The sequence below is a fragment of the Pseudoalteromonas sp. SR43-7 genome (assembly GCF_014163785.1).
Taxonomy (GTDB): domain Bacteria; phylum Pseudomonadota; class Gammaproteobacteria; order Enterobacterales; family Alteromonadaceae; genus Pseudoalteromonas; species Pseudoalteromonas distincta.
On record NZ_JACJDY010000004.1, the window covers coordinates 142401 to 167009 of the forward strand.

At 39.0% G+C, this 24609-nt stretch carries 22 protein-coding genes and 10 tRNA genes; 15 read left to right on the forward strand and 17 right to left on the reverse strand.

Annotated elements, in window-relative coordinates; genetic code table 11:
• Nucleotides 1-107 precede the first annotated feature (107 nt).
• Nucleotides 108-1691: a bifunctional diguanylate cyclase/phosphodiesterase gene (locus H5087_RS04625; RefSeq protein ID WP_182671340.1), complete on the forward strand. Its 1584-nt coding sequence runs from the start codon at nucleotides 108-110 to the stop codon at nucleotides 1689-1691.
• A gap of 41 nt (nucleotides 1692-1732) precedes the next feature.
• Here H5087_RS04625 and H5087_RS04630 read toward each other — a convergent pair.
• From H5087_RS04630 to lolB, 16 genes are all read right to left on the reverse strand, one after another.
• A tRNA-Gln gene (locus H5087_RS04630) sits at nucleotides 1733-1807 on the reverse strand.
• Between the two features lie 40 nt (nucleotides 1808-1847).
• A tRNA-Leu gene (locus tag H5087_RS04635) sits at nucleotides 1848-1932 on the reverse strand.
• A gap of 71 nt (nucleotides 1933-2003) precedes the next feature.
• Nucleotides 2004-2078 (reverse strand) — tRNA-Gln (locus H5087_RS04640).
• A 39-nt stretch (nucleotides 2079-2117) separates the two neighbouring features.
• A tRNA-Leu gene (locus H5087_RS04645) sits at nucleotides 2118-2202 on the reverse strand.
• Between the two features lie 71 nt (nucleotides 2203-2273).
• Nucleotides 2274-2348, reverse strand: a tRNA-Gln gene (locus tag H5087_RS04650).
• Between the two features lie 40 nt (nucleotides 2349-2388).
• A tRNA-Leu gene (locus H5087_RS04655) sits at nucleotides 2389-2473 on the reverse strand.
• 89 nt (nucleotides 2474-2562) lie between these two features.
• A tRNA-Met gene (locus tag H5087_RS04660) sits at nucleotides 2563-2639 on the reverse strand.
• Between the two features lie 5 nt (nucleotides 2640-2644).
• Nucleotides 2645-2719: transfer RNA gene (locus H5087_RS04665), tRNA-Gln, on the reverse strand.
• 39 nt (nucleotides 2720-2758) lie between these two features.
• Nucleotides 2759-2843, reverse strand: a tRNA-Leu gene (locus H5087_RS04670).
• Nucleotides 2844-2889: 46 nt separating this feature from the next.
• Nucleotides 2890-2966 (reverse strand) — tRNA-Met (locus tag H5087_RS04675).
• A 454-nt stretch (nucleotides 2967-3420) separates the two neighbouring features.
• Nucleotides 3421-4512, reverse strand: coding sequence for a redox-regulated ATPase YchF (ychF, locus tag H5087_RS04680; protein ID WP_002958547.1), 1092 nt, complete (start codon nucleotides 4510-4512; stop codon nucleotides 3421-3423).
• Between the two features lie 53 nt (nucleotides 4513-4565).
• Nucleotides 4566-5150, reverse strand: a complete 585-nt coding sequence (pth, locus tag H5087_RS04685) for an aminoacyl-tRNA hydrolase (RefSeq protein ID WP_002958548.1) — start codon at nucleotides 5148-5150, stop codon at nucleotides 4566-4568.
• Nucleotides 5151-5169: 19 nt separating this feature from the next.
• On the reverse strand, nucleotides 5170-5781 hold the full coding sequence (locus H5087_RS04690; protein WP_002958549.1) for a 50S ribosomal protein L25/general stress protein Ctc: 612 nt from the start codon (nucleotides 5779-5781) through the stop codon (nucleotides 5170-5172).
• Nucleotides 5782-5930: 149 nt separating this feature from the next.
• The gene (locus H5087_RS04695; RefSeq protein ID WP_002958550.1) at nucleotides 5931-6878 is read right to left on the reverse strand and encodes a ribose-phosphate pyrophosphokinase; all 948 of its coding nucleotides are present in this window, start codon (nucleotides 6876-6878) and stop codon (nucleotides 5931-5933) included.
• Nucleotides 6879-6966: 88 nt separating this feature from the next.
• Entirely contained in the window at nucleotides 6967-7824 is an 858-nt protein-coding gene (ispE, locus tag H5087_RS04700) for a 4-(cytidine 5'-diphospho)-2-C-methyl-D-erythritol kinase (RefSeq protein ID WP_154903382.1), read from the reverse strand.
• 2 nt (nucleotides 7825-7826) lie between these two features.
• On the reverse strand, nucleotides 7827-8414 hold the full coding sequence (gene lolB / locus H5087_RS04705) for a lipoprotein insertase outer membrane protein LolB (RefSeq protein WP_033020640.1): 588 nt from the start codon (nucleotides 8412-8414) through the stop codon (nucleotides 7827-7829).
• Nucleotides 8415-8497: 83 nt separating this feature from the next.
• Between lolB and hemA the strand changes: the two genes are divergently transcribed.
• The 14 genes from hemA to H5087_RS04775 all read left to right on the forward strand — a co-directional run bounded on the left by hemA (nucleotide 8498) and on the right by H5087_RS04775 (nucleotide 23802).
• Entirely contained in the window at nucleotides 8498-9754 is a 1257-nt protein-coding gene (gene hemA, locus H5087_RS04710) for a glutamyl-tRNA reductase (RefSeq protein ID WP_024594740.1), read from the forward strand.
• A gap of 7 nt (nucleotides 9755-9761) precedes the next feature.
• A complete protein-coding gene (prfA, locus tag H5087_RS04715) occupies nucleotides 9762-10847 on the forward strand; it encodes a peptide chain release factor 1 (protein ID WP_002958554.1) in 1086 nt (361 codons plus the stop codon).
• 2 nt (nucleotides 10848-10849) lie between these two features.
• Nucleotides 10850-11689, forward strand: coding sequence for a peptide chain release factor N(5)-glutamine methyltransferase (gene prmC / locus H5087_RS04720; protein ID WP_182671341.1), 840 nt, complete (start codon nucleotides 10850-10852; stop codon nucleotides 11687-11689).
• 54 nt (nucleotides 11690-11743) lie between these two features.
• The gene (locus H5087_RS04725) at nucleotides 11744-13288 is read left to right on the forward strand and encodes a response regulator (protein ID WP_182671342.1); all 1545 of its coding nucleotides are present in this window, start codon (nucleotides 11744-11746) and stop codon (nucleotides 13286-13288) included.
• Nucleotides 13289-13317: 29 nt separating this feature from the next.
• Complete coding sequence (locus H5087_RS04730; protein WP_182671343.1) at nucleotides 13318-13692, forward strand: SirB2 family protein; 375 nt, start codon at nucleotides 13318-13320, stop codon at nucleotides 13690-13692.
• Between the two features lie 149 nt (nucleotides 13693-13841).
• Nucleotides 13842-14669: a tetratricopeptide repeat protein gene (locus H5087_RS04735; RefSeq protein WP_002958558.1), complete on the forward strand. Its 828-nt coding sequence runs from the start codon at nucleotides 13842-13844 to the stop codon at nucleotides 14667-14669.
• 14 nt (nucleotides 14670-14683) lie between these two features.
• Nucleotides 14684-15937 (forward strand): DUF819 domain-containing protein, encoded by a 1254-nt coding sequence (locus H5087_RS04740; protein ID WP_024595290.1) that lies wholly within the window; start codon nucleotides 14684-14686, stop codon nucleotides 15935-15937.
• Between the two features lie 9 nt (nucleotides 15938-15946).
• Nucleotides 15947-16801, forward strand: coding sequence for a 3-deoxy-8-phosphooctulonate synthase (kdsA, locus tag H5087_RS04745; protein WP_002958560.1), 855 nt, complete (start codon nucleotides 15947-15949; stop codon nucleotides 16799-16801).
• A gap of 121 nt (nucleotides 16802-16922) precedes the next feature.
• Nucleotides 16923-17825 carry a transcriptional regulator GcvA gene (locus tag H5087_RS04750; RefSeq protein WP_002958561.1) on the forward strand — a complete coding sequence of 301 codons (903 nt, stop codon included), beginning with the start codon at nucleotides 16923-16925 and terminating at the stop codon, nucleotides 17823-17825.
• 2 nt (nucleotides 17826-17827) lie between these two features.
• Nucleotides 17828-18463, forward strand: coding sequence for an alpha/beta family hydrolase (locus H5087_RS04755; RefSeq protein WP_182671344.1), 636 nt, complete (start codon nucleotides 17828-17830; stop codon nucleotides 18461-18463).
• 19 nt (nucleotides 18464-18482) lie between these two features.
• Entirely contained in the window at nucleotides 18483-18851 is a 369-nt protein-coding gene (locus H5087_RS04760; protein ID WP_024595287.1) for a DUF423 domain-containing protein, read from the forward strand.
• A gap of 17 nt (nucleotides 18852-18868) precedes the next feature.
• Entirely contained in the window at nucleotides 18869-19954 is a 1086-nt protein-coding gene (gene rlmM, locus H5087_RS04765; RefSeq protein ID WP_182671345.1) for a 23S rRNA (cytidine(2498)-2'-O)-methyltransferase RlmM, read from the forward strand.
• A gap of 16 nt (nucleotides 19955-19970) precedes the next feature.
• Complete coding sequence (locus tag H5087_RS20285; protein WP_182671346.1) at nucleotides 19971-23279, forward strand: PKD domain-containing protein; 3309 nt, start codon at nucleotides 19971-19973, stop codon at nucleotides 23277-23279.
• 1 nt (nucleotide 23280) lies between these two features.
• Nucleotides 23281-23802, forward strand: coding sequence for a hypothetical protein (locus tag H5087_RS04775; RefSeq protein ID WP_182671347.1), 522 nt, complete (start codon nucleotides 23281-23283; stop codon nucleotides 23800-23802).
• A gap of 72 nt (nucleotides 23803-23874) precedes the next feature.
• On the opposite strand, the gene cysZ is transcribed toward H5087_RS04775, so the two are convergent.
• Nucleotides 23875-24585 carry a sulfate transporter CysZ gene (gene cysZ, locus H5087_RS04780; protein ID WP_182671383.1) on the reverse strand — a complete coding sequence of 237 codons (711 nt, stop codon included), beginning with the start codon at nucleotides 24583-24585 and terminating at the stop codon, nucleotides 23875-23877.
• Between the last annotated feature and the right edge of the window lie 24 nt (nucleotides 24586-24609).

The window sequence follows — 24609 nt, forward strand, 5'->3', positions numbered from 1 at the left end:
TCTGTTTTTAAGTCAGCAAATAGTGACTCGGCTATATTGAACACGGTTTTAATTTAACTGGTGTTACATCACTAAATCGCAATTTAATAACTTTAAAGAGCCTGTGTGTGGATAATTTTTTTACAGTAATAATTATTTTAGGTGCGCTACTACTTGTTGCTAGCTTAAAAACAACCGTTAAAGTTTGCAAAAAAACATCGCAAAGAGCATGGAGTGTACTGCTATGCGCTATTATTTTTTTTATTATAGGGTATTGGTGGATACTTTATTATTTTTCAAACCACGACATTGCACCCGTCGTTATGAATATGGTGGCTATGTTGTTACTTGGCGGTGGTGGGTTTGTTTTTTTAGTTATTAAACTGAGCTTAAAAAGTATTCTTAAAATAGAGCAAGCAACGCAGTATCAAAAATATCAAACTGAGCACGATAACTTAACAACTCTACCTAACCGCGATAAATTTTTTAAATCTTTAAGTAAACAAGTTGAATATCCTTCCCCATTTTCACTATTTTATATCGACTTAAATAACTTTAAACAAATTAATGATGCGTTTGGGCATCAGTGTGGTGACCAACTTTTGGCTGCATTTGCCAATAAATTAAATAAAGAATTATGCGGCATTGCTAAGTTATATCGAATAGGTGGCGATGAGTTTGCTTTTTTATTGCATACCGATACAGATGAAAGCATGAATTATTGTGTAAACATTATAAACTCAGCCGTCAAAAGTCCGTTTTGTACGAATGAGCAAATGGTTAAAATACAATTAAGTATAGGCGTAAGCCGTTTTCCTGATGATAGCCGATTGCCCGATCAGCTATTAAAAAAAGCTGACTTGGCACTGCATGAAGCTAAAAAAACATTTCAACCTTTGGTAAATTACTCATCTGCAATAGGTAAACGAGCTGAGGACTTTTTTGATTTATCAGCCAAAATTAAAGTGGCATTACATAAAGATGAGTTTGAGCTTTATTTACAACCCATAATGGACTCTAAAGATCTGCAATTACATGGCCTAGAAGCGCTTATCCGATGGCCGCAAGATGATGGTAGCTTTATTAGTCCAGAAAAGTTTATAACCGTAGCTGAGCGTACAGGGCTTATTTTTCCTTTATCGAAATGGGTTGTACAAGAAGCCGTTAATCATATTAGAAAGCTCAAGCTATTTGGTTTCACCGGTACTATACATGTCAACTTATCGACTAAAGATATTGAAAGCAGCGAGTTTTACGATTTTATAATTAGTTTACTCGCAACCGACCCTACATTAAGCGACTCGTTAATTTTTGAAATTACAGAAGGTGCAATGATGACAAATATACCGGCTGCTAGAAAAATGATGCAACAGTTGAGTATGCGCGGGTTTAAATTTAGTGTTGATGACTTTGGTACGGGGTTTTCGTCACTGTCGTTATTAAGGGAGTTGCCCATAAACCAGATAAAAATAGATCAATCGTTTATCAAAGATATGCTCATTAATCCGCCTGATTACGCTATTGTAGAATCTACGTTGTTTTTGGCGAGCCGATTAAATTGCGATGTAGTTGCTGAAGGAATAGAAACTAAAGAGGTAGAACAGGCGTTGTTGAGTCTTAACTGTGATTATTTACAAGGGTATTTATATAGCAAACCAATAAATATAGATGAATTTATAAATGTATATTTAAGTACAGAAAAAGTAAGCTGAATTTAATGAATATTCAGAAGTTTTAGAGAAGGAAGTCAAATTGGCTGGGATACCAGGATTTGAACCTGGGAATGCCAGGATCAAAACCTGGTGCCTTACCGCTTGGCGATATCCCAACTATAAATTTGATATTAATTTTAGTTCTTAATAAGAACATGGTGCGGAAGGAGAGACTTGAACTCTCACATCCTAAGATACTGGAACCTAAATCCAGCGCGTCTACCAATTCCGCCACTCCCGCATCACTAATGTGCTCATTTAACCTCTAAGCTAGAGTAATCCTTTTATTCAACTTTCCTTGGTAGAAGAAGTTGGCTGGGATACCAGGATTTGAACCTGGGAATGCCAGGATCAAAACCTGGTGCCTTACCGCTTGGCGATATCCCAACAAAGAATTCTTTTATAATCTTAGTTCTTATCAGAACATGGTGCGGAAGGAGAGACTTGAACTCTCACATCCTAAGATACTGGAACCTAAATCCAGCGCGTCTACCAATTCCGCCACTCCCGCATCACTAATTTGCTCATTTAAACTCTAAGCAAGAGTTATTCTTTTATCCAACTTTCCTTGGTAGAAGAAGTTGGCTGGGATACCAGGATTTGAACCTGGGAATGCCAGGATCAAAACCTGGTGCCTTACCGCTTGGCGATATCCCAACAAAGAATTAATTGATATTTTTAGTTCGTATCAAGAACATGGTGCGGAAAGAGAGACTTGAACTCTCACAACCGAAGTTACTGGAACCTAAATCCAGCGCGTCTACCAATTCCGCCACTCCCGCATCGTTTGTGTTATGAAACACAGGTAGTTATTTTAGACTCTTCATTGAGTGCAATTTAACTCTTGCAGAGCCACTTCTAAAAAAAGAAATGGTGGCTAAGACGGGATTTGAACCTGTGACCCCATCATTATGAGTGATGTGCTCTAACCAGCTGAGCTACTTAGCCATTGTTGGCTGGGATACCAGGATTTGAACCTGGGAATGCCAGGATCAAAACCTGGTGCCTTACCGCTTGGCGATATCCCAACAATAACAATTGATAGTTTTAATTCTTATCAAGAATTATGGTGCGGAAGGAGAGACTTGAACTCTCACATCCTAAGATACTGGAACCTAAATCCAGCGCGTCTACCAATTCCGCCACTCCCGCACACAAGGTAGTTATTTTAAACTCTTCATTGAGCAACAAAAAAATATGGTGGCTAAGACGGGATTTGAACCTGTGACCCCATCATTATGAGTGATGTGCTCTAACCAGCTGAGCTACTTAGCCATCTTTTTTTGTTAGCACTTCATCGCTGAGTGCGGGGCGTATTATGCTGATATGACCCAAATTCGTCAACACCTTTTTTGCAAAAAAACACTTAACTGTGTTTGTTTGCAGGAAAATTAAGCTAAGCGGCTAAATTTTAATAAAAATGATGATTTTTTGAGTGCAATTCACATACAAAATTTGTCGCTAAATAAAAAAAGCAAAAACCAATAGTTTGAAGCTGTTTGATTATTCGACAAATTATTACGCTCTGGTTAAATCTTAACATTAATTTGTTTAAGAGGTACTTATTATTGAGGTTTGATCTTCTGCGCAGTGTGTTTTTTAAATTAAACGTAGGCATTTAGGTTAGGGCTATATCAATTTTATAAGTTTATAACGTTGGAGGTACAAAAAAGGCTCGTAAAAACGAGCCTTTAAAATTATTACCAATACTAATTTGGTTTCATTTAACTTATACGTTGAACAAGAAGTTCATTACATCGCCGTCTTTAACAATGTACTCTTTACCTTCTTGACGCATCTTACCTGCTTCTTTTGCGCCGCTTTCACCTTTAAAGGCAACAAAGTCGTCAAAAGCAATCGTTTGCGCACGAATAAAGCCACGCTCGAAGTCGGTATGGATTTTACCCGCTGCTTGTGGCGCTGTTGCACCTACAGGGATTGTCCATGCACGCACTTCTTTAACACCCGCAGTGAAATAAGTTTGTAATTGTAGTAATTCATAACCACCACGAATAACAAGATTAAGGCCGGGCTCTTCTAAGCCAAGATCAGCCATAAACTCAAGCTTGTCTTCGTCATCTAATTCTGAAAGCTCAGATTCGATAGCAGCACATACAGGAACAACAATCGCATCTTCAGCTGCAGCAATAGCGCGTACACGGTCAAGGTATGGATTATTTTCAAAACCATCTTCAGCAACGTTTGCAATATACATAGTTGGTTTAATAGTTAAGAAGTTGATAGAGCTGATTGCTGCTTTTTCTTCTTTAGTTAATGCTAAAGCGCGTAAAGTTAAGCCTTCATCAAGATGCACTTTTACTTTTTCAAGTACGGCATTTTGCTCTTTGGCGTCTTTATCACCACCTTTTGCTTTTTTTGCGTTACGGAAAAGGGCTTTTTCAGCGCTATCCATATCAGCAAGTACTAACTCAGTGTTGATTACGTCAATATCGTCAGCAGGGTCAATAGTGCCTGCTACGTGAATGATGTTTTCATCTTCAAAACAGCGAACTACGTGGCCAATTGCATCGGTTTCACGAATGTTAGCTAAAAACTGGTTACCAAGGCCTTCACCTTTAGATGCGCCTTTTACCAAGCCAGCAATATCTACAAATTCCATACTAGTGGTAAGAACTCGTTGAGGATTAACAATTTTAGCAAGTTCGTCTAGACGAGGATCTGGCACAGGCACCACACCTGTATTAGGCTCAATGGTGCAAAAAGGAAAGTTAGCGGCTTCAATACCCGCTTTAGTTAGTGCATTGAAAAGCGTTGATTTACCTACGTTAGGCAAGCCAACGATGCCACATTTAAAACCCATAGTAAGATACCTTGTTTAGAATTCGTTTAAACGGTGTACTTGGACCCAAGTTACTAGGGTTTAAACGAATGTAGTCTGTTTTGTGCTTTTAACACACCATCTTTTGCAAGTATTTCCATGCAACGAACTGCTTCATCAACAGCAGCATCCATCTTTTCTTGGTCTTCTTTGGCCGCTTTTCCAAGCACCCAACCAGTTACCATTTCACGATGCCCCGGATGACCTACACCAATGCGCAAGCGCATAAAGTCTTTTTGATTTGCCATTTTTGCAATAATGTCTTTTAAACCATTATGACCGCCATGCCCGCCACCTTTTTTTAATTTGGCAACGCCTGGGTCTAAATCCAATTCGTCATGGGCAACTAAAATGTCCTCGACAGGGATTTTGAAAAAATTAGCTAAACTACTGACCGCTTTACCACTTAAATTCATGTAAGTAGTGGGGATCAATAATTTGAATTCTTGGCCTTGAATGATCACTTTGCCTGTTAGGCCGTGATATTTAGGATCGTGTTTTAGAGTGCAGTTATAGCGTGCAGCGATTTGCTCGATGAACCAAGCACCTGCATTGTGGCGTGTGTTTGCGTATTCGGGGCCTGGATTAGCCAGGCCCACAAGCATTTGAATAGAATTCAAGGTTGCGAGACCTTAAATATTATTCTGCTGCTGCAGCGTCGTCTTCAACTGGAGCTGCTTTGTTTGCTTTGATAGTCAGGATAGACTGATCATGGCCTTCGCCTTTAGCTAAATCTACAGAGCTAACGCCTTTAGGGAAAGTTAGGTCAGAGATATGAACTGAATCGCCAACAACAAACTTAGAAACATCTACTTCAATGAATTCTGGAAGTGCTTTTGGAAGACACGTAATTTCAACTTCAGTTAACTGGTGAACAACAGTTGCGCCAGCTTTAGTTACAATCTCTTCACCGATGAAGTGTAGAGGAACTTTAGTTTGAAATTTATGAGTAGCATCTACACGTTGGAAATCAAGGTGAGTAAGCTTAGGCTTGAATGGGTGACGTTGGATATCTTTTAAGATTACTTCAACAGCTTCGCCATCAACGTTAAGCGTAAGGATATGCGTGTAGAAACCTTCGTCTTCTTGAGCTTTGATCATATCTTTATGAGCAAAAGTAAGAGATAAAGCTTCTTTATCAGCTCCGTAAAGGATTGCAGGAACTTTGTCTTCGCGACGTAGGCGGCGGCTCGCACCAGTACCAGTTTCTACGCGAAGTTCAGCGTTATACGTATAAGTTTTGTTAGACATGATGTCTCCAGTTATTTAAATGTGTAGGGCCTTTGCGACCAAGGTCCCTAGCCAAAAGGCGCGCTATCATACCACCACGCCCAGATAAAATAAACATCGCTTACAAAAAAAGCGCCAAAAGGCGCTTTTATATTCAGGAATGTTTAATTTTAGTGTTCAAACATCGCTGAGATAGATTCTTCGTTACTAATACGACGAATAGTCTCTGCTAACATGTCAGCAAGCGTAAGTACCTTAACTTTATCAAGGGCTTTAAGCTCATCAGATAGCGGAATTGAGTCAGTTACAATTACTTCATCAATCATTGAGTCACGTAAGTTTTCGGCTGCTTTACCTGAAAGGATAGGGTGCGTTGCGTATGCAAATACACGCTTAGCGCCATGTTCTTTAAGTGCTTCTGCGGCTTTGCACAATGTACCACCGGTATCAATCATATCATCTACGATAATACAATCACGACCTTCAACGTCACCAATAATGTGCATTACTTGAGAAACATTTGCTTGAGGGCGACGTTTATCAATGATTGCTAAATCGGTATCATTTAGTAGTTTTGCAATTGCACGAGCACGTACAACACCACCGATATCTGGAGATACAACAACGACGTCTTCAAAGTCGCGTTCTTTCATATCTTCAAGTAATACAGGGCTGCCAAATACGTTATCTACAGGTACATCAAAGAAGCCTTGGATTTGTTCAGCGTGTAAATCAACCGTAAGAACACGGTCAACACCAACACTTGATAAGAAATCTGCAACAACTTTAGCGGTAATTGGAACACGAGCAGAACGTACACGACGGTCTTGGCGCGCATAACCAAAATAAGGAATGACGGCAGTAATACGACCTGCAGATGCACGACGTAGAGCATCAACCATAACGATAAGTTCCATCAGGTTATCGTTTGTAGGGGCACAGGTTGATTGCAAGATAAAAACGTCCGAGCCACGAACATTTTCATTTATTTGAACACTGATCTCACCGTCGCTAAAACGGCCAACAACAGCATCGCCTAATTCAATATATAAACGTTTTGCAACTTTTTGAGCTAACTCAGGTGTTGCGTTACCAGCGAAGAGCTTCATGTCAGGCACGGTAGGGTTCCTCAGGCACTGAATATTTGGACTAACGGGCAATGATAAATATCACTGCGGGTTAACTTATGATTACTTGTACGTTACTTCATTGATCGAATATGGCGGTTAACTCCGTATGAGCAGGTGAGACATTTGCGCTTGAAGCCACAAAACCCTGCCAAGTATGGGGGAGATTTTCAAGTACATCTTGTGCTTGAACTTGGCTAGCAAATTCGACAAAACAACATGAACCTGTTCCGGTCATCTTCGACGGTGCGTATTTTAGCAACCACTGGAGGGTTTTTTCAACCTCGGGGCAAAGCTTTTTAACTAAAGGCTCACAATCGTTGGTCAAAGTATGGTGTTTCCAGTCGCCTATTATTTTTGGTGTGTCGCGTTTTAAATCTGGATGTGTAAATATTTTTGCGGTACTTACATGTTGGTTAGGGTGTACAACGCAGTACCATTTTTGTTCAAGTGTTACGTGGTGTAGTTTTTCACCAATACCGTGCGCTATGGCGCTTTGACCTTGTATGAACACCGGAACATCTGCCCCTAACTTGAGCCCCAATTGTGCTAGTGTTTCTAAATTTAGTGCCAATTTCCATAACTTATTTAGGGCTAATAAAGTACTCGCTGCGTCAGATGAACCTCCTCCAACACCGCCCCCCATCGGCAAGCGCTTAATTAAATTTATTTTTACACCCAAAGAGGTTTTACAGTGTGTTTGTAATAATAAAGCCGCTTTATAGATGAGATTATCATTTAGAGGGATGTCTTTAGTATCACCACCGACAGAAATACTCCCATCTGTTGTTAACTCAAAATGCAGCTCATCACCAAAATTTAAAAAAGTAAATAAGGTTTCAAGTTCATGATAGCCATCTTCTCGGCGAGCATTAATATGTAAAAATAAATTGAGTTTTGCCGGAGCAATAAGTGAAAAAGAGGTTTTGTTATTCATACTTATTTAAACTGCCAATCGTATAGTTGAATTTTAATTTTTATTTGTTGGTGCTTTAACGTCAGTTTAGTAGGTAACCAGTAACCTGCGTTTTGTACATAAGTGCCATAATCTATTTGCCATTTTTTGCCTGTATTATCAAACCATAATACTTGCTTTGCACGCCCAAGCTCATCAACAATTAAACTTTCATCGTCAATAGTGCCTTTAAGCCAGTTATCGGCATTATCAACCGGTAGTGTAAAACCCGTTAATCGTTTTAAAAGCTCTGCAGCGTTAGTATCAAAGTATTGTTCACCGTCAAACTCTAATTCAGCACCGTTAGCTGTTTGTTTAAGCGACAAAATACGAGTACCAATAAAAGTAGTCAGTATTAAATTATTGGAATTTGTTGTTTGCTGCCAATTTAAGTTTGCAGATTGACGCTCTTCTGGGCTAATAAATGCAAGTTTACCTTCTACTTGCCAAGTTTTTTGAGCAGCTAAACGTGGTTTCCAATCATCATAAAGTGTTGTTTTTGTATCAATTTGATGAGCACAGCCACCTAAAAACAAAAAAAACATGAATAAAATCAAATATTGTCGAATCAAATGTTGTTCCTTACTTTCCATATTCCGCTGATTTTTGGTAAAATTACCGCCTTTGAAGTAGGGCTCAGCAATATTTGGCAAATATGACCATAATAGCACTAGGTATAAATCACAAAACCGCATCCGTAGAATTACGTGAAAAAGTGGCTTTTTCGCCTGAGCAAATTTCAGAGGCGTTGCAACAATTAAGTGGCCATGCCGACTTTAATGAAGCGGTTATTGTGTCTACCTGCAATCGAACCGAGATCTATTGTAGCCTCGCTCAGCAAAATTCCCAAACACTGTTGAGCTGGCTTGCCAGTTTCCATGGTTTGGATGAACATGAACTGAGCAAAAACACTTATTGCTACGAAGATAACGATGCTATTAATCACTTAATGCGCGTGGCGTGTGGGTTGGATTCTTTGGTGTTGGGCGAACCGCAAATTCTGGGGCAAATAAAGCAATCGTTTTTTAGTGCTAAAAACCACGATGCAGTAGGTGTTACGTTTGATAGGTTGTTTCAAAAAACATTTTCAGTAGCGAAACAAGTTAGAACTGAAACCGATATTGGCGCAAGTGCGGTATCGGTAGCGTTTGCTGCAGTTAACTTGGCAAAGCATATTTATGGCAAGCTTGATAAGACCAATGTGTTATTAATTGGCGCAGGTGAAACCATTGAATTGGTTGCTAAACATTTATACCAAAATGAGCCTCAAAATATCACTGTTGCAAATAGAACTATTGAGCGAGCTCGTAACTTAGCTGACGAAGTGTCGGCAGATGTGATTGCTTTGGCGCAATTGCCTGAGCGTTTGCATAAAGCCGATATAGTGATTAGTTCTACAGCCAGCACTTTGCCTATTATTGGTAAAGGGGTGGTTGAGCAGGCGCTAAAGCAGCGACGTCACAAACCTATGCTATTTATAGATATAGCGGTTCCACGTGATATAGAAAGCCAAGTTGGGGAGCTAGATGCTGCCTATTTATATTCCGTTGATGACTTACAAACCATTGTAAGCGAGAATATGGCAGCGCGCGAGCAAGCTGCACAGCAAGCGCAAATAATTATTACTGAACGCACCAAAGAATTTGCAATGTGGATGCGTTCACTCGATTCGGTAGATTTAATCCGCCATTATCGAAACGATGTACAAACAATTAAGTCTGAACTTGTAGAGCGTGCTGTTAGTCAGCTCAATACAGGTAAAGATGCAGAAAAAATTATATTAGAGCTCGCCAATAAATTAACCAATCGCTTAATGCACGCGCCTACCCGTGCAATACAAGATGCAGCGAAAAAAGGTGAAGTGGCGCAGCTAAACCAGTTGAAAAAAATGTTAGGTATTGATCAGGAATAACCGTTAAATGAAAGAGTCTGTTTATAATAAATTAGAAACCTTAGTAGAGCGTTACGAAGAAGTACAAGCGCTGCTAAGCGACCCGTCGGTCATTAGTGATCAAAACCGTTTTCGTGCGCTTTCAAAAGAGTATTCTGAGCTTGAAGAGATTGTAAAAACGTTCTTAAACTATAAAGAAACGCAAGACGATTTAGCCAGTGCAGAAGAAATGCTTAAAGATTCTGACCCTGAAATGCGTGAAATGGCGCAAGAAGAATATAAAGAAGCAAAAGCACAAATACTAGTGATTGAAGATCAAATTCAAGTATTAATGTTGCCAAAAGATCCGCGAGATAACAACAACGTGTTTGTTGAAGTACGAGCAGGGACGGGCGGCGATGAAGCGGCTATTTTTGCTGGTGACTTATTTCGTATGTACAGCCGCTACGCAGAAAATAAAAAATGGAAAGTAGAAGTTGTAAGCACCAATGAAGGTGAGCATGGCGGTTACAAAGAAGTTATTGCAAATATCAGTGGCGAAGGCGTTTACGGTCAATTAAAGTTTGAATCAGGCGTACATCGCGTACAACGTGTACCAGAGACTGAATCACAAGGTCGTGTTCATACCTCAGCGTGTACTGTTGCGGTTATGGCAGAAGTACCAGAAGCTGAAGCGATACAAATTAATACAGCAGATTTAAAAGTTGATACATTTCGTGCATCAGGCGCAGGTGGTCAGCATGTAAATAAAACTGATTCTGCTATTCGACTTACACATATACCTACCGGTGTTGTGGTGGAGTGTCAGGATCAGCGTTCGCAACATAAAAACCGCGCTAAAGCGATGTCAGTACTTGCAGCTCGACTGCAACAAGCTGAAGATGAAAAACGCCATGCGGCAGAAGCCTCTGAACGTCGTGACTTGGTAGGTAGTGGCGATCGTTCTGAGCGTATACGTACTTATAACTATCCGCAAGGTCGTATTACAGATCACCGTATTAACTTAACACTTTATCGTTTAAACGAAGTGGTAGCCGGTGATTTAAGTGCGATTATTGACCCATTAATGCAAGAGCATCAAGCTGACTTACTTGCGGCCATGGGCGACGAGTAATTGTGGCTCACACTCTTGAACAAGCAATTGCTGCAGGTGCTGACTTATTAGCATCTAGCAGCGAAAGTGCTAAATTAGATGCACAAGTTTTACTTCTTCATATACTTAAAAAGCCTCGCAGTTACCTTTTTACTTGGCCAGAACATGCGCTTAGTGATGAGCAACAATCGCAGTTTAATGTATTTATCCAAAGACGTTTAAAAGGTGAGCCCGTAGCCCATATAACTGGGCTGCGTGAATTTTGGAGCTTATCGCTTGAAGTTAACGCAACGACCCTAATACCTCGACCAGATACTGAAACATTAGTCGAGCAAGCACTTGAAATAGCGCTACCCGCTACAGCAAAGGTGCTTGATTTAGGCACAGGTACTGGTGCAATAGCGTTGGCACTGGGTAGTGAAATGCCTAGTTGGCAAATTACTGCAGTAGATAGAGTAAGCGATGCAGTTGCACTTGCTACACGTAACCAGCAGCGATTAGCGATTAATAATGTACATGTTAAACAGAGTAACTGGTTTAGTGAGTTGCATGGCGAAAAATTCAATTTAATTGTCACTAACCCTCCTTATATAGAAAGTAGCGATATACATTTAAATCAGGGTGATGTGCGCTTTGAGCCTTTATCGGCATTAGTGGCTGATGATTGCGGAATGTCTGATATTAAACAAATAATTACACAATCACGTGACTATTTGTCATCTAATGGCTATCTTTTAATAGAACACGGTTTTGAGCAAAGTGAAGCTGTACGTCATTTCTTTGAAAAAATGGCGTTTGTTAATATTAAAACAGTGAAAGACCTTGGTAACAATGACCGTGTAACACTTGCACTGTGGCCCTAGAGAATAATAATTGCCTACTAGTGCGTTAAATAATGCCATGAAGGAATTTCGACTATGATGGGTGATTTTTTATTTTCAGATGAACCAGAAGAAACAATCGATGAGATTGAACACGGTACCTGGAAAGTATTAATCGTTGATGATGAACCTGAAGTACATGCTGTTACAAAACTAGCACTGAGTGATTTTGAATTTCAAAATAAACGCTTAGAGTTTATTAGTGCCTACTCAGGTGCTGAAGCGAAAGAGCTCATAAAAGAGCATCCAGATGCCGCTATTGTGCTACTTGACGTGGTAATGGAAACCGACGACGCTGGTTTGCAGGTTGCTAAGTTTATTCGTGAAGAAGCTAAAAATAATCATATACGGATTATTTTAAGAACAGGCCAACCTGGCCAGGCACCTGAACGTCAAGTCATTATTAATTATGATATTAACGATTACAAATCGAAAACGGAGCTAACTGCTCAAAAATTATTTACTGTTATTATGTCGAGCCTACGCTCGTATCGGGATATTATTTCGATTGAGCAGTCACGCGAAGGGCTTGAGAAAATAATTATAGCGTCTCGTGATATTTTTTCTGCGCATTCAATAGAGCACTTTATTGAAGGCGTTATGCAGCAATTAACATCTTTATTGGGTATTGCTGATCAAGCTATGTATGCCACCACTTTAGTTGCACAAAACCCAGAACATGAAAAAAATAAAAAACTAATAGTTTGCTCTGGCACTGGCGATTTTGAAAAAAGTGAAGGTAAAGAGCTTGATGAGGTATTACAAGCTGAGCAGTTAAGTGCGTGTCATCAGGCGCTTAATGATAAAAGTATCATTTATAAAGATAATTACTTATTTGCGTACTGCAGTAGTGAGTACAATCATAATTCAATGCTGTTCATATCAGGTGTCCCAAAGGATTTAACGGATACTCAGCGTCATTTAATCAAAATATTTTCTCAAAATGTGCAACTTGCCTTTGAAAATGTGCAGCTTCAGTCTGAAATAGAAGCGACACAACAAGAGCTTGTTTATAGGTTAAGTGAAGCAGTAGAGCAGCGCTCAACCGAGACAGGTAATCATGTTAAACGTGTAGCACATATTTGTCATATTTTAGCTGAGGGCTATGGTTTATCTAAACATGATGCAGATTTAGTAAGGTTGGCGTCGCCTCTTCATGATGTAGGCAAAGTGGGTATTCCTGATGCGATTTTAAACAAACCAGCAAAGTTAGAACCTCAAGAATGGGAAGTGATGAAAATCCATACTGATAAAGGCTATACTATTTTAAAAGACTCTCCCCATGAAATTGTGAGTACAGGTGCAATTATTGCAAAAGAGCATCATGAAAAATGGGATGGGTCTGGTTACCCGCAAGGTCTAAGCGGAAACGCAATTAGCGTATTTGGCCGCATAGTCGCACTTGCTGATGTATACGATGCACTTCGCCATAAACGGTGTTATAAAGAGCCTTGGACATTACAAAATGTGGTTGATGAAATTAATGCTGAAAAAGGCACACATTTTGAACCAAAAATGGTTGAAGTATTTAACGAAAAGCTTGATGAGTTAGAGGCGGTTCTTAGCCGTTTTCCTGATTAAATTTTTATAAAACAGAAGTACAGGGGCATATGGATTATTTAGCAGTAAAGCACTCGCATATGGCAATTGCGATGTTAAGTGTAATATTATTTTATGTTCGCGCTTTTTCGCGAATGGGCAGTGGTAAATTAGCAAAAAATAAAGCGGTAATGATTGGTAGTCACAGTATAGATACTTTATTGTTAGTGTCTGCACTTACGCTTATATTTATGGCTAAAATTAATCCGTTTGAACAATATTGGCTATTAGAAAAAATAGTTTTAGTGGTTATATACATTGGTATTGGGGCTAAAAGCGCCAGACAAACTAAAATGGCGGCTAAAGTTTCTTACGTTTTAGTTAACACTGCTGTTATTTTAGCGATAGGTTATTTAGCGGCGTCTAAATCAGCTTTTTTGCTTTAAGTAATACCTGACTATTTGAGCTTTATAGTTGTTTTGTAAAGCTCAAATACAACTCCCTCTCAGAAAATATTCAAATACACCTCTATATTGGTATATAGCTTTAAAGTTAGGTAAACTACGCCTTCGTTTTCTAAAATGTTGCAGTATTAATGACTACCCTCGGGTTTGACGAACACGATGAATCTTATCTTGATGATGCTTACGATGAATTTACACCTCCAGCGATTTACCGCTGTATTAAAGCAGAGTCAAAGTGGGACCCTCAGATAGATTTAACACCATGTTATGAAACTTTAACTGACTTTGAACAGCAAATTTCAGCGCTGTGTTTAAAAGTGAGTGATGAGCACGATCGCCTCGAAAAATTATTAGATATGTTTTACAGTGATTGGCTATTTAGTGCATCAGGTTTAAAAGTGCCTGAATATAAATTAAATACATTAAGCTATACGCTTTCTATGCGCAGTGGTTCACCTACAACACTGGCAATTATACTTTGTCATTTTTTACAACAAGCTAACTGTGACGCGAACCTTAGTCTTACCCAAGGTGATGTTGGCGTACATGTGGCGATTAGTGACGAAGAAGGCTACATAATAGAGCCAAGCAGTGGACAACAAAGTTGGTATATTATCCCTGAAAACGCAGATGAAGATGATGGTCAAGAGCAAGAGCCACTAGAACTGATTTTTGATGACGAAGTATATAAGTTATTTTTAGCTCAGCAAAAATGGTCTTTCATTAGCGAAAATAAATTTGGTCATGCTTTAACCTGTGTAGAGATGCTAATGGAGTTAATAGGCGACGACCCGTATGAGAGACGCGACAGAGGTTACTTATTAAATCAGCTCGGTTGCCCTAAAATGGCACGTGATGATTTACAGTTTTTTGTAGATGAGTGTCCGGACGATCCTGCAATAGAGATTATTCAACACCAAATAGAAGAACTAGAAGATAATAATAAAACGCACCATTAAGAATAGGAATAATTATGGTTGAAACTCAAAGCGCATTAATTACAAATGATGCCGTTGTGCTTGGTTTGCTTGCTATTATTTTGGGGTTTATTTTTAAAACCTCAAACAGTGAGCGTCCAGCTTTAAAACGATTTTATAAATACGTACCTGCTTTATTACTGTGTTACTTTTTACCTTCGTTATTAAATACCTTTGGTATTGTAGATGGTAATAAATCTAATGTTTATTATGTGGCTTCGCGCTACTTACTACCAGCCTGTTTGATACTACTTACCATTAGTATTGATTTAAAAGCGATTATTAACTTAGGCCCTAAAGCACTTATTATGTTTTTAGTGGGTACTTTAGGCATTGTTATTGGTGGGCCATTAGCTATTTTAGTGGTGAGCGCATTTGACCCAAGTATTGTTGGTGGGCATGGCCCAGATGCCGTATGGCGCGGTATGACAACTGTTGCAGGTAGCTGGATTGGCGGCGGTGCTAACCAAGCATCAATGAAAGAAATGTTTGAAGTTGGTGGTGATATATTCTCAGTAATGATTACAGTAGATGTAATTGTCGCTAATATTTGGATGGCTGTTTTATTGTTAATGGCAGCAAATCATAAAAAGATTGATGCAGCGACGGGTGCTGATACAAGCGCAATTGAAGATTTGAAAAAGCGTGTGGAAGAATATCACGCAGAACATGCACGCATCCCAACTCTTAATGATTACATGACGCTGATTGCAATTGCATTTGGTATAACTGGCTTAGCACACTTTTGCGCTGACTTTTTGGGGCCGTACTTTGGCACTACTTATGAATGGGCAAAAGAATACAGCTTAAACAGTAAATTTTTTTGGCTAATTGTTATATCAACAACGATTGGTATAGGCTTATCGTTTACTAAAGTGAGGCAAATAGAAGCGTTTGGCGCTTCAAAAGTAGCTTCTAGCTTTTTATATATTTTGGTTGCATCGATTGGTTTACACATGAATGTAACCGCTATTTTCAATAACCCTGGGCTATTTTTAGTGGGTGCAATTTGGATGTTAGTGCATGCAAGCATTATGTTAATTGTGGCTAAACTGATTAAAGCACCGTTATTTTATATGGCAGTGGGTTCTCAGGCTAATGTGGGCGGCGCAGCGTCAGCACCTGTTGTCGCATCAGCGTTTCATCCGTCATTAGCGCCTGTTGGTGTCTTGTTAGCTGTACTAGGCTACGGTGTGGGTACTTATATGGCTTATATTTGTGGATTAATGATGCAAGCAGTTGCACCTTAAGGAATTTAAATGAAAGACCAAATTATTAAAATTAATGAAATTGAACTTGCAAACAATAAACCGTTTGTACTGTTTGGTGGTATTAACGTATTAGAATCTCGCGATTTAGCAATGCGTGTTGCAGAGCATTACGTAGAAGTTACGACGAAACTAAATATTCCTTATGTATTTAAGGCCTCATTTGATAAAGCTAATCGCTCTTCAATCAATTCGTACCGTGGTCCAGGTATGGAAGAAGGTTTAAAAATATTCGAAGAAATTAAAAACACGTTTAAAATTCCACTAATTACTGACGTACATGAACCGCATCAAGCTGCACCTGTTGCAGAAGTTGTTGATGTAATTCAGTTACCTGCTTTTTTAGCGCGTCAAACAGATTTAGTTGTGGCGATGGCTAAAACAGGTGCAATTATTAATGTGAAAAAACCACAGTTTTTAGCGCCACATGAAATGCGTCATATCATTACTAAATTTAATGAAGCTGGTAATAACAACGTAGCTCTTTGTGAGCGTGGTTCTAGCTTTGGTTACAACAACCTTGTGGTTGATATGCTGGGTATGGATGACATGAAGGCAATGGCACCTGTTATTTTTGATGCAACACATGCGCTACAACGCCCTGGTGGACGAGCTGACTCTGCTGATGGTCGTCGTGCACAAGCTGCAGAGCTTGCGCGTAGCGGTATGGCATTGGGTATTGCTGGTTTATTTATCGAAGCGCATCCAAATCCTAACGAAGCTAAATGTGATGGCCCATGTGCGCTAGCACTTAGTAAGTTAGAAGGCTACTTAACGCAAATGAAAGCGGTTGATGATTTAATTAAAAGTTTTGCCCCACTTGATACAAGTGCAAGCGATTTATAATTAAGCATGATGTTTATTAAAAAGCGACTCAGGTCGCTTTTTTTATGCCTTTAATATACACAAACTTATATGATGTATATAATCTCACGCATAAGAAAAACTAATTCTAAGCTTGGTTATTATGTCAAGACGGGTACCTCCATTAAACGCATTAAAAGCCTTTGAAGCGGCTGCACGCCATTTAAGTTTTACAAAAGCTGCAGAAGAGCTTTATGTAACGCAGGCGGCAGTAAGTCATCAAATAAAAACACTTGAAGAGCATTTAGGGCTGAAGTTGTTTTTACGTAAAAATCGCTCTTTATTATTAACTGAAGAAGGCCAAGGCTATTTTTTAGATATTAAAGAGATTTTTACTCAGCTTATTGATGCAACTGAAAAGCTATTAGCTCGTGGCGCTAAGGGCTCACTAACGGTAAGCCTAACCCCTAGTTTTGCTATTCAGTGGTTAGTGCCTCGTTTGAGTTTGTTTAATGAGTTACATCCAGAGATAGATGTGCGAATAAAAGCACAAGACCAAGATGAAAACTCACTCACGGATGACGTAGATATTGCTATTTATTATGGAAGGGGTCATTGGAATGGCGTACAAGCGTACAAGCTTCATACCGAATATTTAGTACCACTTTGTAGTCCTATGTTATTAAGCGGATTAAAGCCGCTTGATCAACCTAGTGATTTAGCGCATCACACACTATTACACGACACTACACGTAAAAACTGGAAAACGTGGATGAAAACCGCAGGCGTGCGTAACATCCAGGTAAATCAAGGGCCTATATTTAGCCACTCCTCTATGGTGTTACAAGCAGCGGTACATGGACAAGGTGTAGCAATTGGCAATAGTGTATTAGCTAAACCCGACATAGACGCAGGGCGTTTGGTAATTCCGTTTAATCATAGCCTAGAGAGTAAAAATGCGTATTACTTAGTGCTTCGTGAGTCGCAAACAGAGCTTGGTAAAATAGTTTCGTTTAAAGAGTGGATGCTGAGCTTAGTAGAGCATGAGCAAGAACATGAGTATTAATAATGATTGAATGGTTTAAAAGCACGGAGCAACCTGCAATAGCACAGTTTATATTTGCACATGGCGCAGGTGCTGGTAGCGATTCTGACTTTATGCAGCACATGGCAAAATTAATAAGCGAGCAGGGTGTTGATGTTGGTTTATTTGATTTTGAATATATGCAAATCGCTAAACAAACTAATAAACGCAGGCCTCCTGAGCGAGCACCAAAGTTACTTACTTATTATGAACGAGTGCTAACGAATGCGCAGCCAGATTTACCGTTATTTATAGGTGGTAAATCGATGGGCGGTCGCATGGCATCAATGCTTGCGTGCAGCACAGAGCAAAGACTTTCGGGTGTTATTGCATTTGGTTATCCATTTCATCCTCCGGGTAAGCCAGAAAAATTACGCACCGATCATTTTGCTGATATTGTTTGCCCTTTTTTAGTATTACAGGGCGAGCGAGATACATTTGGTACACGTGAAGAACTTCTTACTATGAAAATGCCAAAGCAGCCTTTGTTTACTTGGCTGAGTGATGGCGATCACTCATTAAAACCACGTAAAAAAAGTGGCGTAACTGAACTGCAAAATAGAGAAACAGCAGCGTTAAGTGCCGTTGAATTTATTAAGCAACAAATTGAGATACGTTAAGACTCGAGCAGGGGGTTAGATGATTAAATTATTTTTAATGACTGGTAGTATTTTTTGTATGCTTTCGGTGATGTTAGGTGCATTTGCTGCCCATGGTTTAAAAAGCCGCTTATCGGAGTATTCATTAGGCGTTTTTAAAACGGCTGCTGAGTATCAAATGGTACATGGACTTGCACTTATTGCGGTGGCTATTTTAATTAAATGGGGCATAAACCTGAGTTGGGCTGGTGGCTTTTTTATAATGGGCACACTACTTTTTAGTGGTAGTTTATATTTACTCGCTCTAACAGGAATGAAGTGGCTTGGGCCTATAACACCGCTTGGTGGGTTGTGCTTTATTATTGGTTGGATTGTTATTTTAGTGCAAGTTGCACGATTTAAGTTTTAAAGAGTTTAAGGGTTAATATGTCTAGTGTTGTGATTTTTTGTCGTAGTGGTTTTGAAAACGATGCCGCTGCTGAAATAACGTTTCATGCTGCAGAGCAAGGTTTTGCAGGGTATGTAAAAGCAAAACCAAATACAGGTTATGTTGTTTACGAATGTTTTGAAGCGCATCACAGCGATGAAATAATCAAAAAAGTTGATTTTAAAAACATGGTGTTTGCACGTCAATGGTTTGCCGGCACATTACTTGAAAACATGCCAGTAGAGGACCGTGTGAGCGCAGTAGTTGAAGCTGCTAAAGATTTTACATTATGCTCAGAACTGCGCGTTGAAACGCCAGACACAAACGAAGGCAAAGAGCTTTTAACTTTCTGTAAAAAAATCTCAACACCGCTTAAAAAAGCCCTCGAAAAACAAAATACTGTACTACGTGAGCCAAAAGCAAATCGCCCAGTAATGCATGTCATGTTTTTAACAAACAATACGGCTTATGTTGGTTACTCGTATAGCTTTAATAATTCTCCATTTTTCATGGGTATTTTGCGCCTTCGTATGCCAAGCGATGCACCGAGTCGCTCAACGTTAAAACTCGATGAAGCATTTAACGTATTTATACCTGAGCAACAACGCGAGTCACGCGTAGCTGCCGGTATGCGCAGTGTTGATTTAGGTGCATGCCCTGGTGGTTGGACTTATCAGCTTGTACGCCGTGGTATGTTTGTAAGTGCGATTGATAACGGCCCAATGAATGACGATTTAATGCAAACTGGGCAAGTTAAACATTTTAGAGCTGACGGTTTTAAATATCGCCCAGAAAAAAGAAATACTACTTGGTTAGTGTGCGATATGGTGGAAAAACCGACCAAAGTGACTACGCTAATGATTGACTGGGCAGTAAATGCATACGCAAAAGAGTTTATATTTAACTTAAAGCTGCCTATGAAAAAACGCTTTGATAGTGTTTATGAATGTCTTTCGATGATCAGAAAAGAGCTTGAGAAACAAGGTATCAATTACGAGTTGCAAGCTAAACATCTATATCATGATCGTGAGGAAATAACCGTTCATTTAAACGTTACTAAGGTGCCACAAAATTTGTATAGTTAATATGTAGAGGCTAAAAGTGGTAAAAAACAATATTAATAAATGGCTAAGTTTACTTTTTTTATCACTTTTAATCACAGGTTGTGGCGGGGGAGGCGAAAGTAGTGATACAACTACGCCCTCTGGTAACGCTGCGCCCAGTGTTACGCTTTCAGTTAGCAGTAACGTTATTACTTCTAATCAATCATTTACTATTACAGCGCTTGCAAATGATAGCGACGGACAAATTGCCAGCTATCAATGGCAACAACTTAGCGGGCCCGAGTTTACGTTTACCTCTAACGGTAACACGCTTACAGCCACTGCACCTAGTGTAACAACCGATACGACCTTTAGCTTTTCGGTTACAGTTACTGACAACTCAGGTGCTACTGCACAACAAGTTTTTTCAGGCACTATCACCTCTCAAAATAATGCTCCTACAGTTAATATAACAGGCCCAAGTAGTGCACTTGCCAGCACACAAGTTAGTTTAGTTGCTAACGCTCAAGATACAGATGGCACTATAAGTAATATTAATTGGATTCAGTCTGCTGGGGACAATATTGAGTTTTCACAAACTGATGGAGTCCTTAGTTTTACCGCCCCTAATGTATCTGAAAATACAACACTAGGTTTTAGCGTAACCGTAACTGACAATGCAGGTAAAAGCGCTCAAGCGAGTAAAACGGTTTTAATTAATCAAGTAAATAGCGCGCCAACAGTCATTGTTACAGGCCCTGAAGAAGCTGAAAAAGGTGACAGTGTAACCTTAGTTGCAGATGCACAAGACAGCGATGGTAGTATTAATAGCATAACTTGGCAGCAAATAAGTGGTCCTGTAGTTGAACTTACTCAAACACAAACAAGCATTAGCTTTAATGCGCCCACTGTTTCACAAAATACCAATGTTACATTTGTGGTTACTGTAACCGATGACGATAACGCTACAAATAGCGCTCAAAAAACAGTTGTAGTATTAGCACCAAACAATCCACCAACTGCAGATGATGTAAGTATTAGCGTGCAATATAATCAAGCCACAGAATTTAGTTTAGTAGTTAACGATGCCGATAACGATACCGTTCAGATTGATTTTGGTGATGATTTAAATGGTGCACAAATTAGTGTTATTGATGCACAAGCCTTACTTTTTAGCTACACGCCTCCTGCAAACAGTATCACTTCACAAAGCTATACGTTAACTGCGTCTGATTCAAAAGACACAACCGAATTTACCCTGAATATTACGGTGGTTGATTCAACGCCCGCTACAATTAGTAATGTAACACCCCAAAGTAATAATGACCCAGTTCTTGTAGATAGCCCTGTTAGTATTACATTTTCAGATATTATGCTAACGAGCACTTTAGCAGTTAATTCTAGTAGTGGTGCTTGTACAGGAAGTGTACAAGTGTCAGCAGATGATTTTACTACTTGCTTGGCCTTAAATATTGAAAGTTTGTCGGGTACTACTAGTGACACAAGTACTTATTTTCATAATCTAAATGTAAGCGCAAGCTTTAATGAAGATACCCAATATATTGTCCGTGTTACAGCTGATTTAACTAATTTTGATGATACGGCCATTGAAACGCAAACAGCTACTTCTTTTACTACCTCTAGCCAAGATATAAAAATAACGGAAGTTTCTTCTGTGCAATTTAGTAACGACTTACCTTGGATTGAAATTTATAACGGCACAGGGGCTGCTGTAAACTTACAGAGTTATTCGCTTAAATCCCGCAGTATTAATATGATTAATAGCTCGACTAGTGCGCAGACAACTTTTTCACTGCCCAATAAAGAGCTTGAAAATGGTGAGTACCTTATTTTACAAAGTAAGTTTGGAGATGATTTTTTAGTAAATGCGTCAGTTAACAACCCTAAAATAGCGCTTGTAGGTAATGCTAGTGATGAAATTAGACCTTATTGGTACATAAACGGTTTTGTAGAATTACTTAATAGTGCAGGTACACAAACAATCGACTTTGTAAAATTTGGTAACTCAGTACAAGAACCAGTAACGCCATCACAATGGCAAGGTAGTAACGCAGAGCAAATCATCTCCGAGCAAGGAGGCAGCTTAAAGCGCGATCTTAATGCGAAAGACACTAATCAAAGTACTGATTGGAGTTATTCTGTGTTTAACACACCCGCTGGGCCAAACAATATAAATTGCACAATAGATGATGATGAGGATGGTATTCCTGATTGCGCTGAGCAACAGGGTACAACATTCGCGGGTTTACCACTTTATGAGTGGGGGGCGCGTACCGCACAAAAAGATATATTTATTGAAGTTGATTATATGGACAGCAGTGATGTAGGTATTACTCCACATCGAACAGCACTTGAAAAAGTAGCCACTGTTTTTGCAGAAAAAGGCTATACAGTCCACTTTGACGTAGGTGATTTGTTTGATCAAAATACAAATACAGCACCGCAAAACTTTGATTTAGGTGGCGGAAATCTTGTCCCTTTTAATAGCTATACCCCGTTTGAATACGATTTAAGTAGCCCTAATTTATTTGCTTATAAAATGGAATATAGCGATATAACTCGCAGGCCCATTTTCCATTATTTATTAATGGCAAGTAGTGGTAACGAAGACGGTAGTATTAGTGGTTCGGGTATTGCTGAGATAAGCGGTAATGATTTAATGGTAACTATGGGGGGCTGGGGTTTAACGCTTGATACGCAAGTAGCAACCAATGTAACTTATAATTATCAAGCATCAACAATATTTCATGAGTTAGGTCATAACTTAGGTTTATACCATGGCGGTGATGAAGAAGTTAATTTTAAGCCTAATCATTTAAGCTCTATGAATTATTTATATCAATTAGCGGGTTTATCAACAATAGGTAATAACGAAGGCGATCGCTACTATGAGCGTTTTTACCCAGGCAATGCTAGTTGCGATATTGCACCAAATACTAATAGTCATTTAGGCTCTACGGATGATTTTATTATTGATTATTCAAATGGTAGTTCAGCAGATTTAAATGAAAGCACCATACTTGAAGTACAGGGGTTAAATAGAAATAGCTCACTACCAGTTGATTTTAATTGTAATGCAATTAACACCGAAAGCTTAACCAGCTTTGATACTAACCAAGATAATACAATATCAATACTGAGTGATGTAGATGAGTGGAGCATGCTTAATTTACAGTTTTATATGCAAAGTGCAGGTAATCGATTTGGCGTGCCAAATACAAATAACAGTAAGGTGCATAATTTACAAAGCTCGCCTGCTAATATTGAAACGCTGCCCAGTTATATAAAAGAAGCACAGCCAAGTAGTGCAATTATTGCTGAGTTAAAAGCAATTAAAGAGCAATAGTATGAAGCCAATGCTAAGCACTAAGTTTATTATCTTGAGTAGTTTTTTTAGCTTACTAATAGCGTGTAGCGATACTAACAATGCACGTGAGTGGTTACTAAAAAATGATAATTTGTATTATAAAAATACAGCTGTTGACTGGCGAATTGAATCAGTAAAGGGCTGTAATACATGCGTTATAAGCCAAGATGTTGTTTATCAGCCTGAAGGTATTAGTCGTTATAATACGTTAATGCAGAGCCAGAATTGGGTCGCGGTACATGAACTAAGTAAAATCAATGTCATTCGTTTAAAGATGCCAGACCAAACACCTTATTTATACGTAGAGCGTGTAAAAGGTCAAATACTAAAGCTGTTTGATCAGCAGCAAAACTTCCGTATAAAAATTGGTGAAGTTACAGCCGTTAATATTAATAATCAGCGCTTTAGTATTTTGATTAAAAAATTTGAAGAAGTAGATAAACAAAGCGATGCATTACCAAGGCGTGCATCGCTTGAGTTTATTGCTTTAAAAATAGATTAAAAAGCACCTTAGGTGCTTTTTAATCTAGAATGCGGTGTCCTTCGAATATTAAAAAAGTCAGCAACCTTTTAATTAACTGCGATATTTTGGACGATAGTTATCTACCCATAAACGTGTTGCACCGCACACTGCGACTGGCATAACTATTAAGTTTATAAAAGGGATAGCAGTTAACAACATAACAGCAAAACCAAATCCGTATGACAAACCTTGCTTAGATTTTAAATCGTCTTTCATTTGCTTAAAGTCAATTTTATGATTATCAAACGCATAGTCTTCGTATTGAACTGCGTACATCCAACAAGTAAATAACACCCATAGTATTTGACCAATGACCGGTAAAACCCATAACAATATAAAAAAGCCAATTGCGCGAGGAAGGTAGTAGCATAGTTTTGTCCACTCACGGGCAAGCATGCGAGGTATATCTTTAACTAGTTCGGCAAAGCCGTCATCGTTAATTTTTTGACCTGTTAGGTAAAGCTCAACTTTTTCACTCAAGAGCGCATTGAAAGGGGCTGCAATAAAATTAGTGATAACTGTAAAGAGCATACTATAGCTAAACAAAACAACTAATACAGCAATAGGCCACATTAGCCACTCTAACCAGCTTAACCACTCGGGGAGCATGTTGTTTATGTAGCTAAAACTATCACTTAACCAGCCAACTAAAAAAAACAGCGAGCTACCAAACAGCAAAATATTAATTAATAGCGGAATAAGGACAAAACGCTTTAGCCCTTTTTGGCTAATTAATTTAAACCCCGAAAAAAAGTATTCCATACCTTGTGTGATCTGCACTGTAAC

Bases quoted from the DNA above. Each gene is read 5' to 3' on its own strand.
- ychF (WP_002958547.1), bottom strand. From the start codon at position 4,512: ATGGGTTTTAAATGTGGCATCGTTGGCTTGCCTAACGTAGGTAAATCA.
- H5087_RS04690 (WP_002958549.1), bottom strand. From the start codon at position 5,781: ATGTCTAACAAAACTTATACGTATAACGCTGAACTTCGCGTAGAAACT.
- ispE (WP_154903382.1), bottom strand. From the start codon at position 7,824: ATGAATAACAAAACCTCTTTTTCACTTATTGCTCCGGCAAAACTCAAT.
- hemA (WP_024594740.1), top strand. From the start codon at position 8,498: ATGACCATAATAGCACTAGGTATAAATCACAAAACCGCATCCGTAGAA.
- prfA (WP_002958554.1), top strand. From the start codon at position 9,762: ATGAAAGAGTCTGTTTATAATAAATTAGAAACCTTAGTAGAGCGTTAC.
- H5087_RS04725 (WP_182671342.1), top strand. From the start codon at position 11,744: ATGATGGGTGATTTTTTATTTTCAGATGAACCAGAAGAAACAATCGAT.
- H5087_RS04730 (WP_182671343.1), top strand. From the start codon at position 13,318: ATGGATTATTTAGCAGTAAAGCACTCGCATATGGCAATTGCGATGTTA.
- H5087_RS04735 (WP_002958558.1), top strand. From the start codon at position 13,842: ATGACTACCCTCGGGTTTGACGAACACGATGAATCTTATCTTGATGAT.
- H5087_RS04740 (WP_024595290.1), top strand. From the start codon at position 14,684: ATGGTTGAAACTCAAAGCGCATTAATTACAAATGATGCCGTTGTGCTT.
- kdsA (WP_002958560.1), top strand. From the start codon at position 15,947: ATGAAAGACCAAATTATTAAAATTAATGAAATTGAACTTGCAAACAAT.
- H5087_RS04750 (WP_002958561.1), top strand. From the start codon at position 16,923: ATGTCAAGACGGGTACCTCCATTAAACGCATTAAAAGCCTTTGAAGCG.
- H5087_RS04755 (WP_182671344.1), top strand. From the start codon at position 17,828: ATGATTGAATGGTTTAAAAGCACGGAGCAACCTGCAATAGCACAGTTT.
- H5087_RS04760 (WP_024595287.1), top strand. From the start codon at position 18,483: ATGATTAAATTATTTTTAATGACTGGTAGTATTTTTTGTATGCTTTCG.
- rlmM (WP_182671345.1), top strand. From the start codon at position 18,869: ATGTCTAGTGTTGTGATTTTTTGTCGTAGTGGTTTTGAAAACGATGCC.
- H5087_RS04775 (WP_182671347.1), top strand. From the start codon at position 23,281: ATGAAGCCAATGCTAAGCACTAAGTTTATTATCTTGAGTAGTTTTTTT.
- cysZ (WP_182671383.1), bottom strand. From the start codon at position 24,585: ATGGAATACTTTTTTTCGGGGTTTAAATTAATTAGCCAAAAAGGGCTA.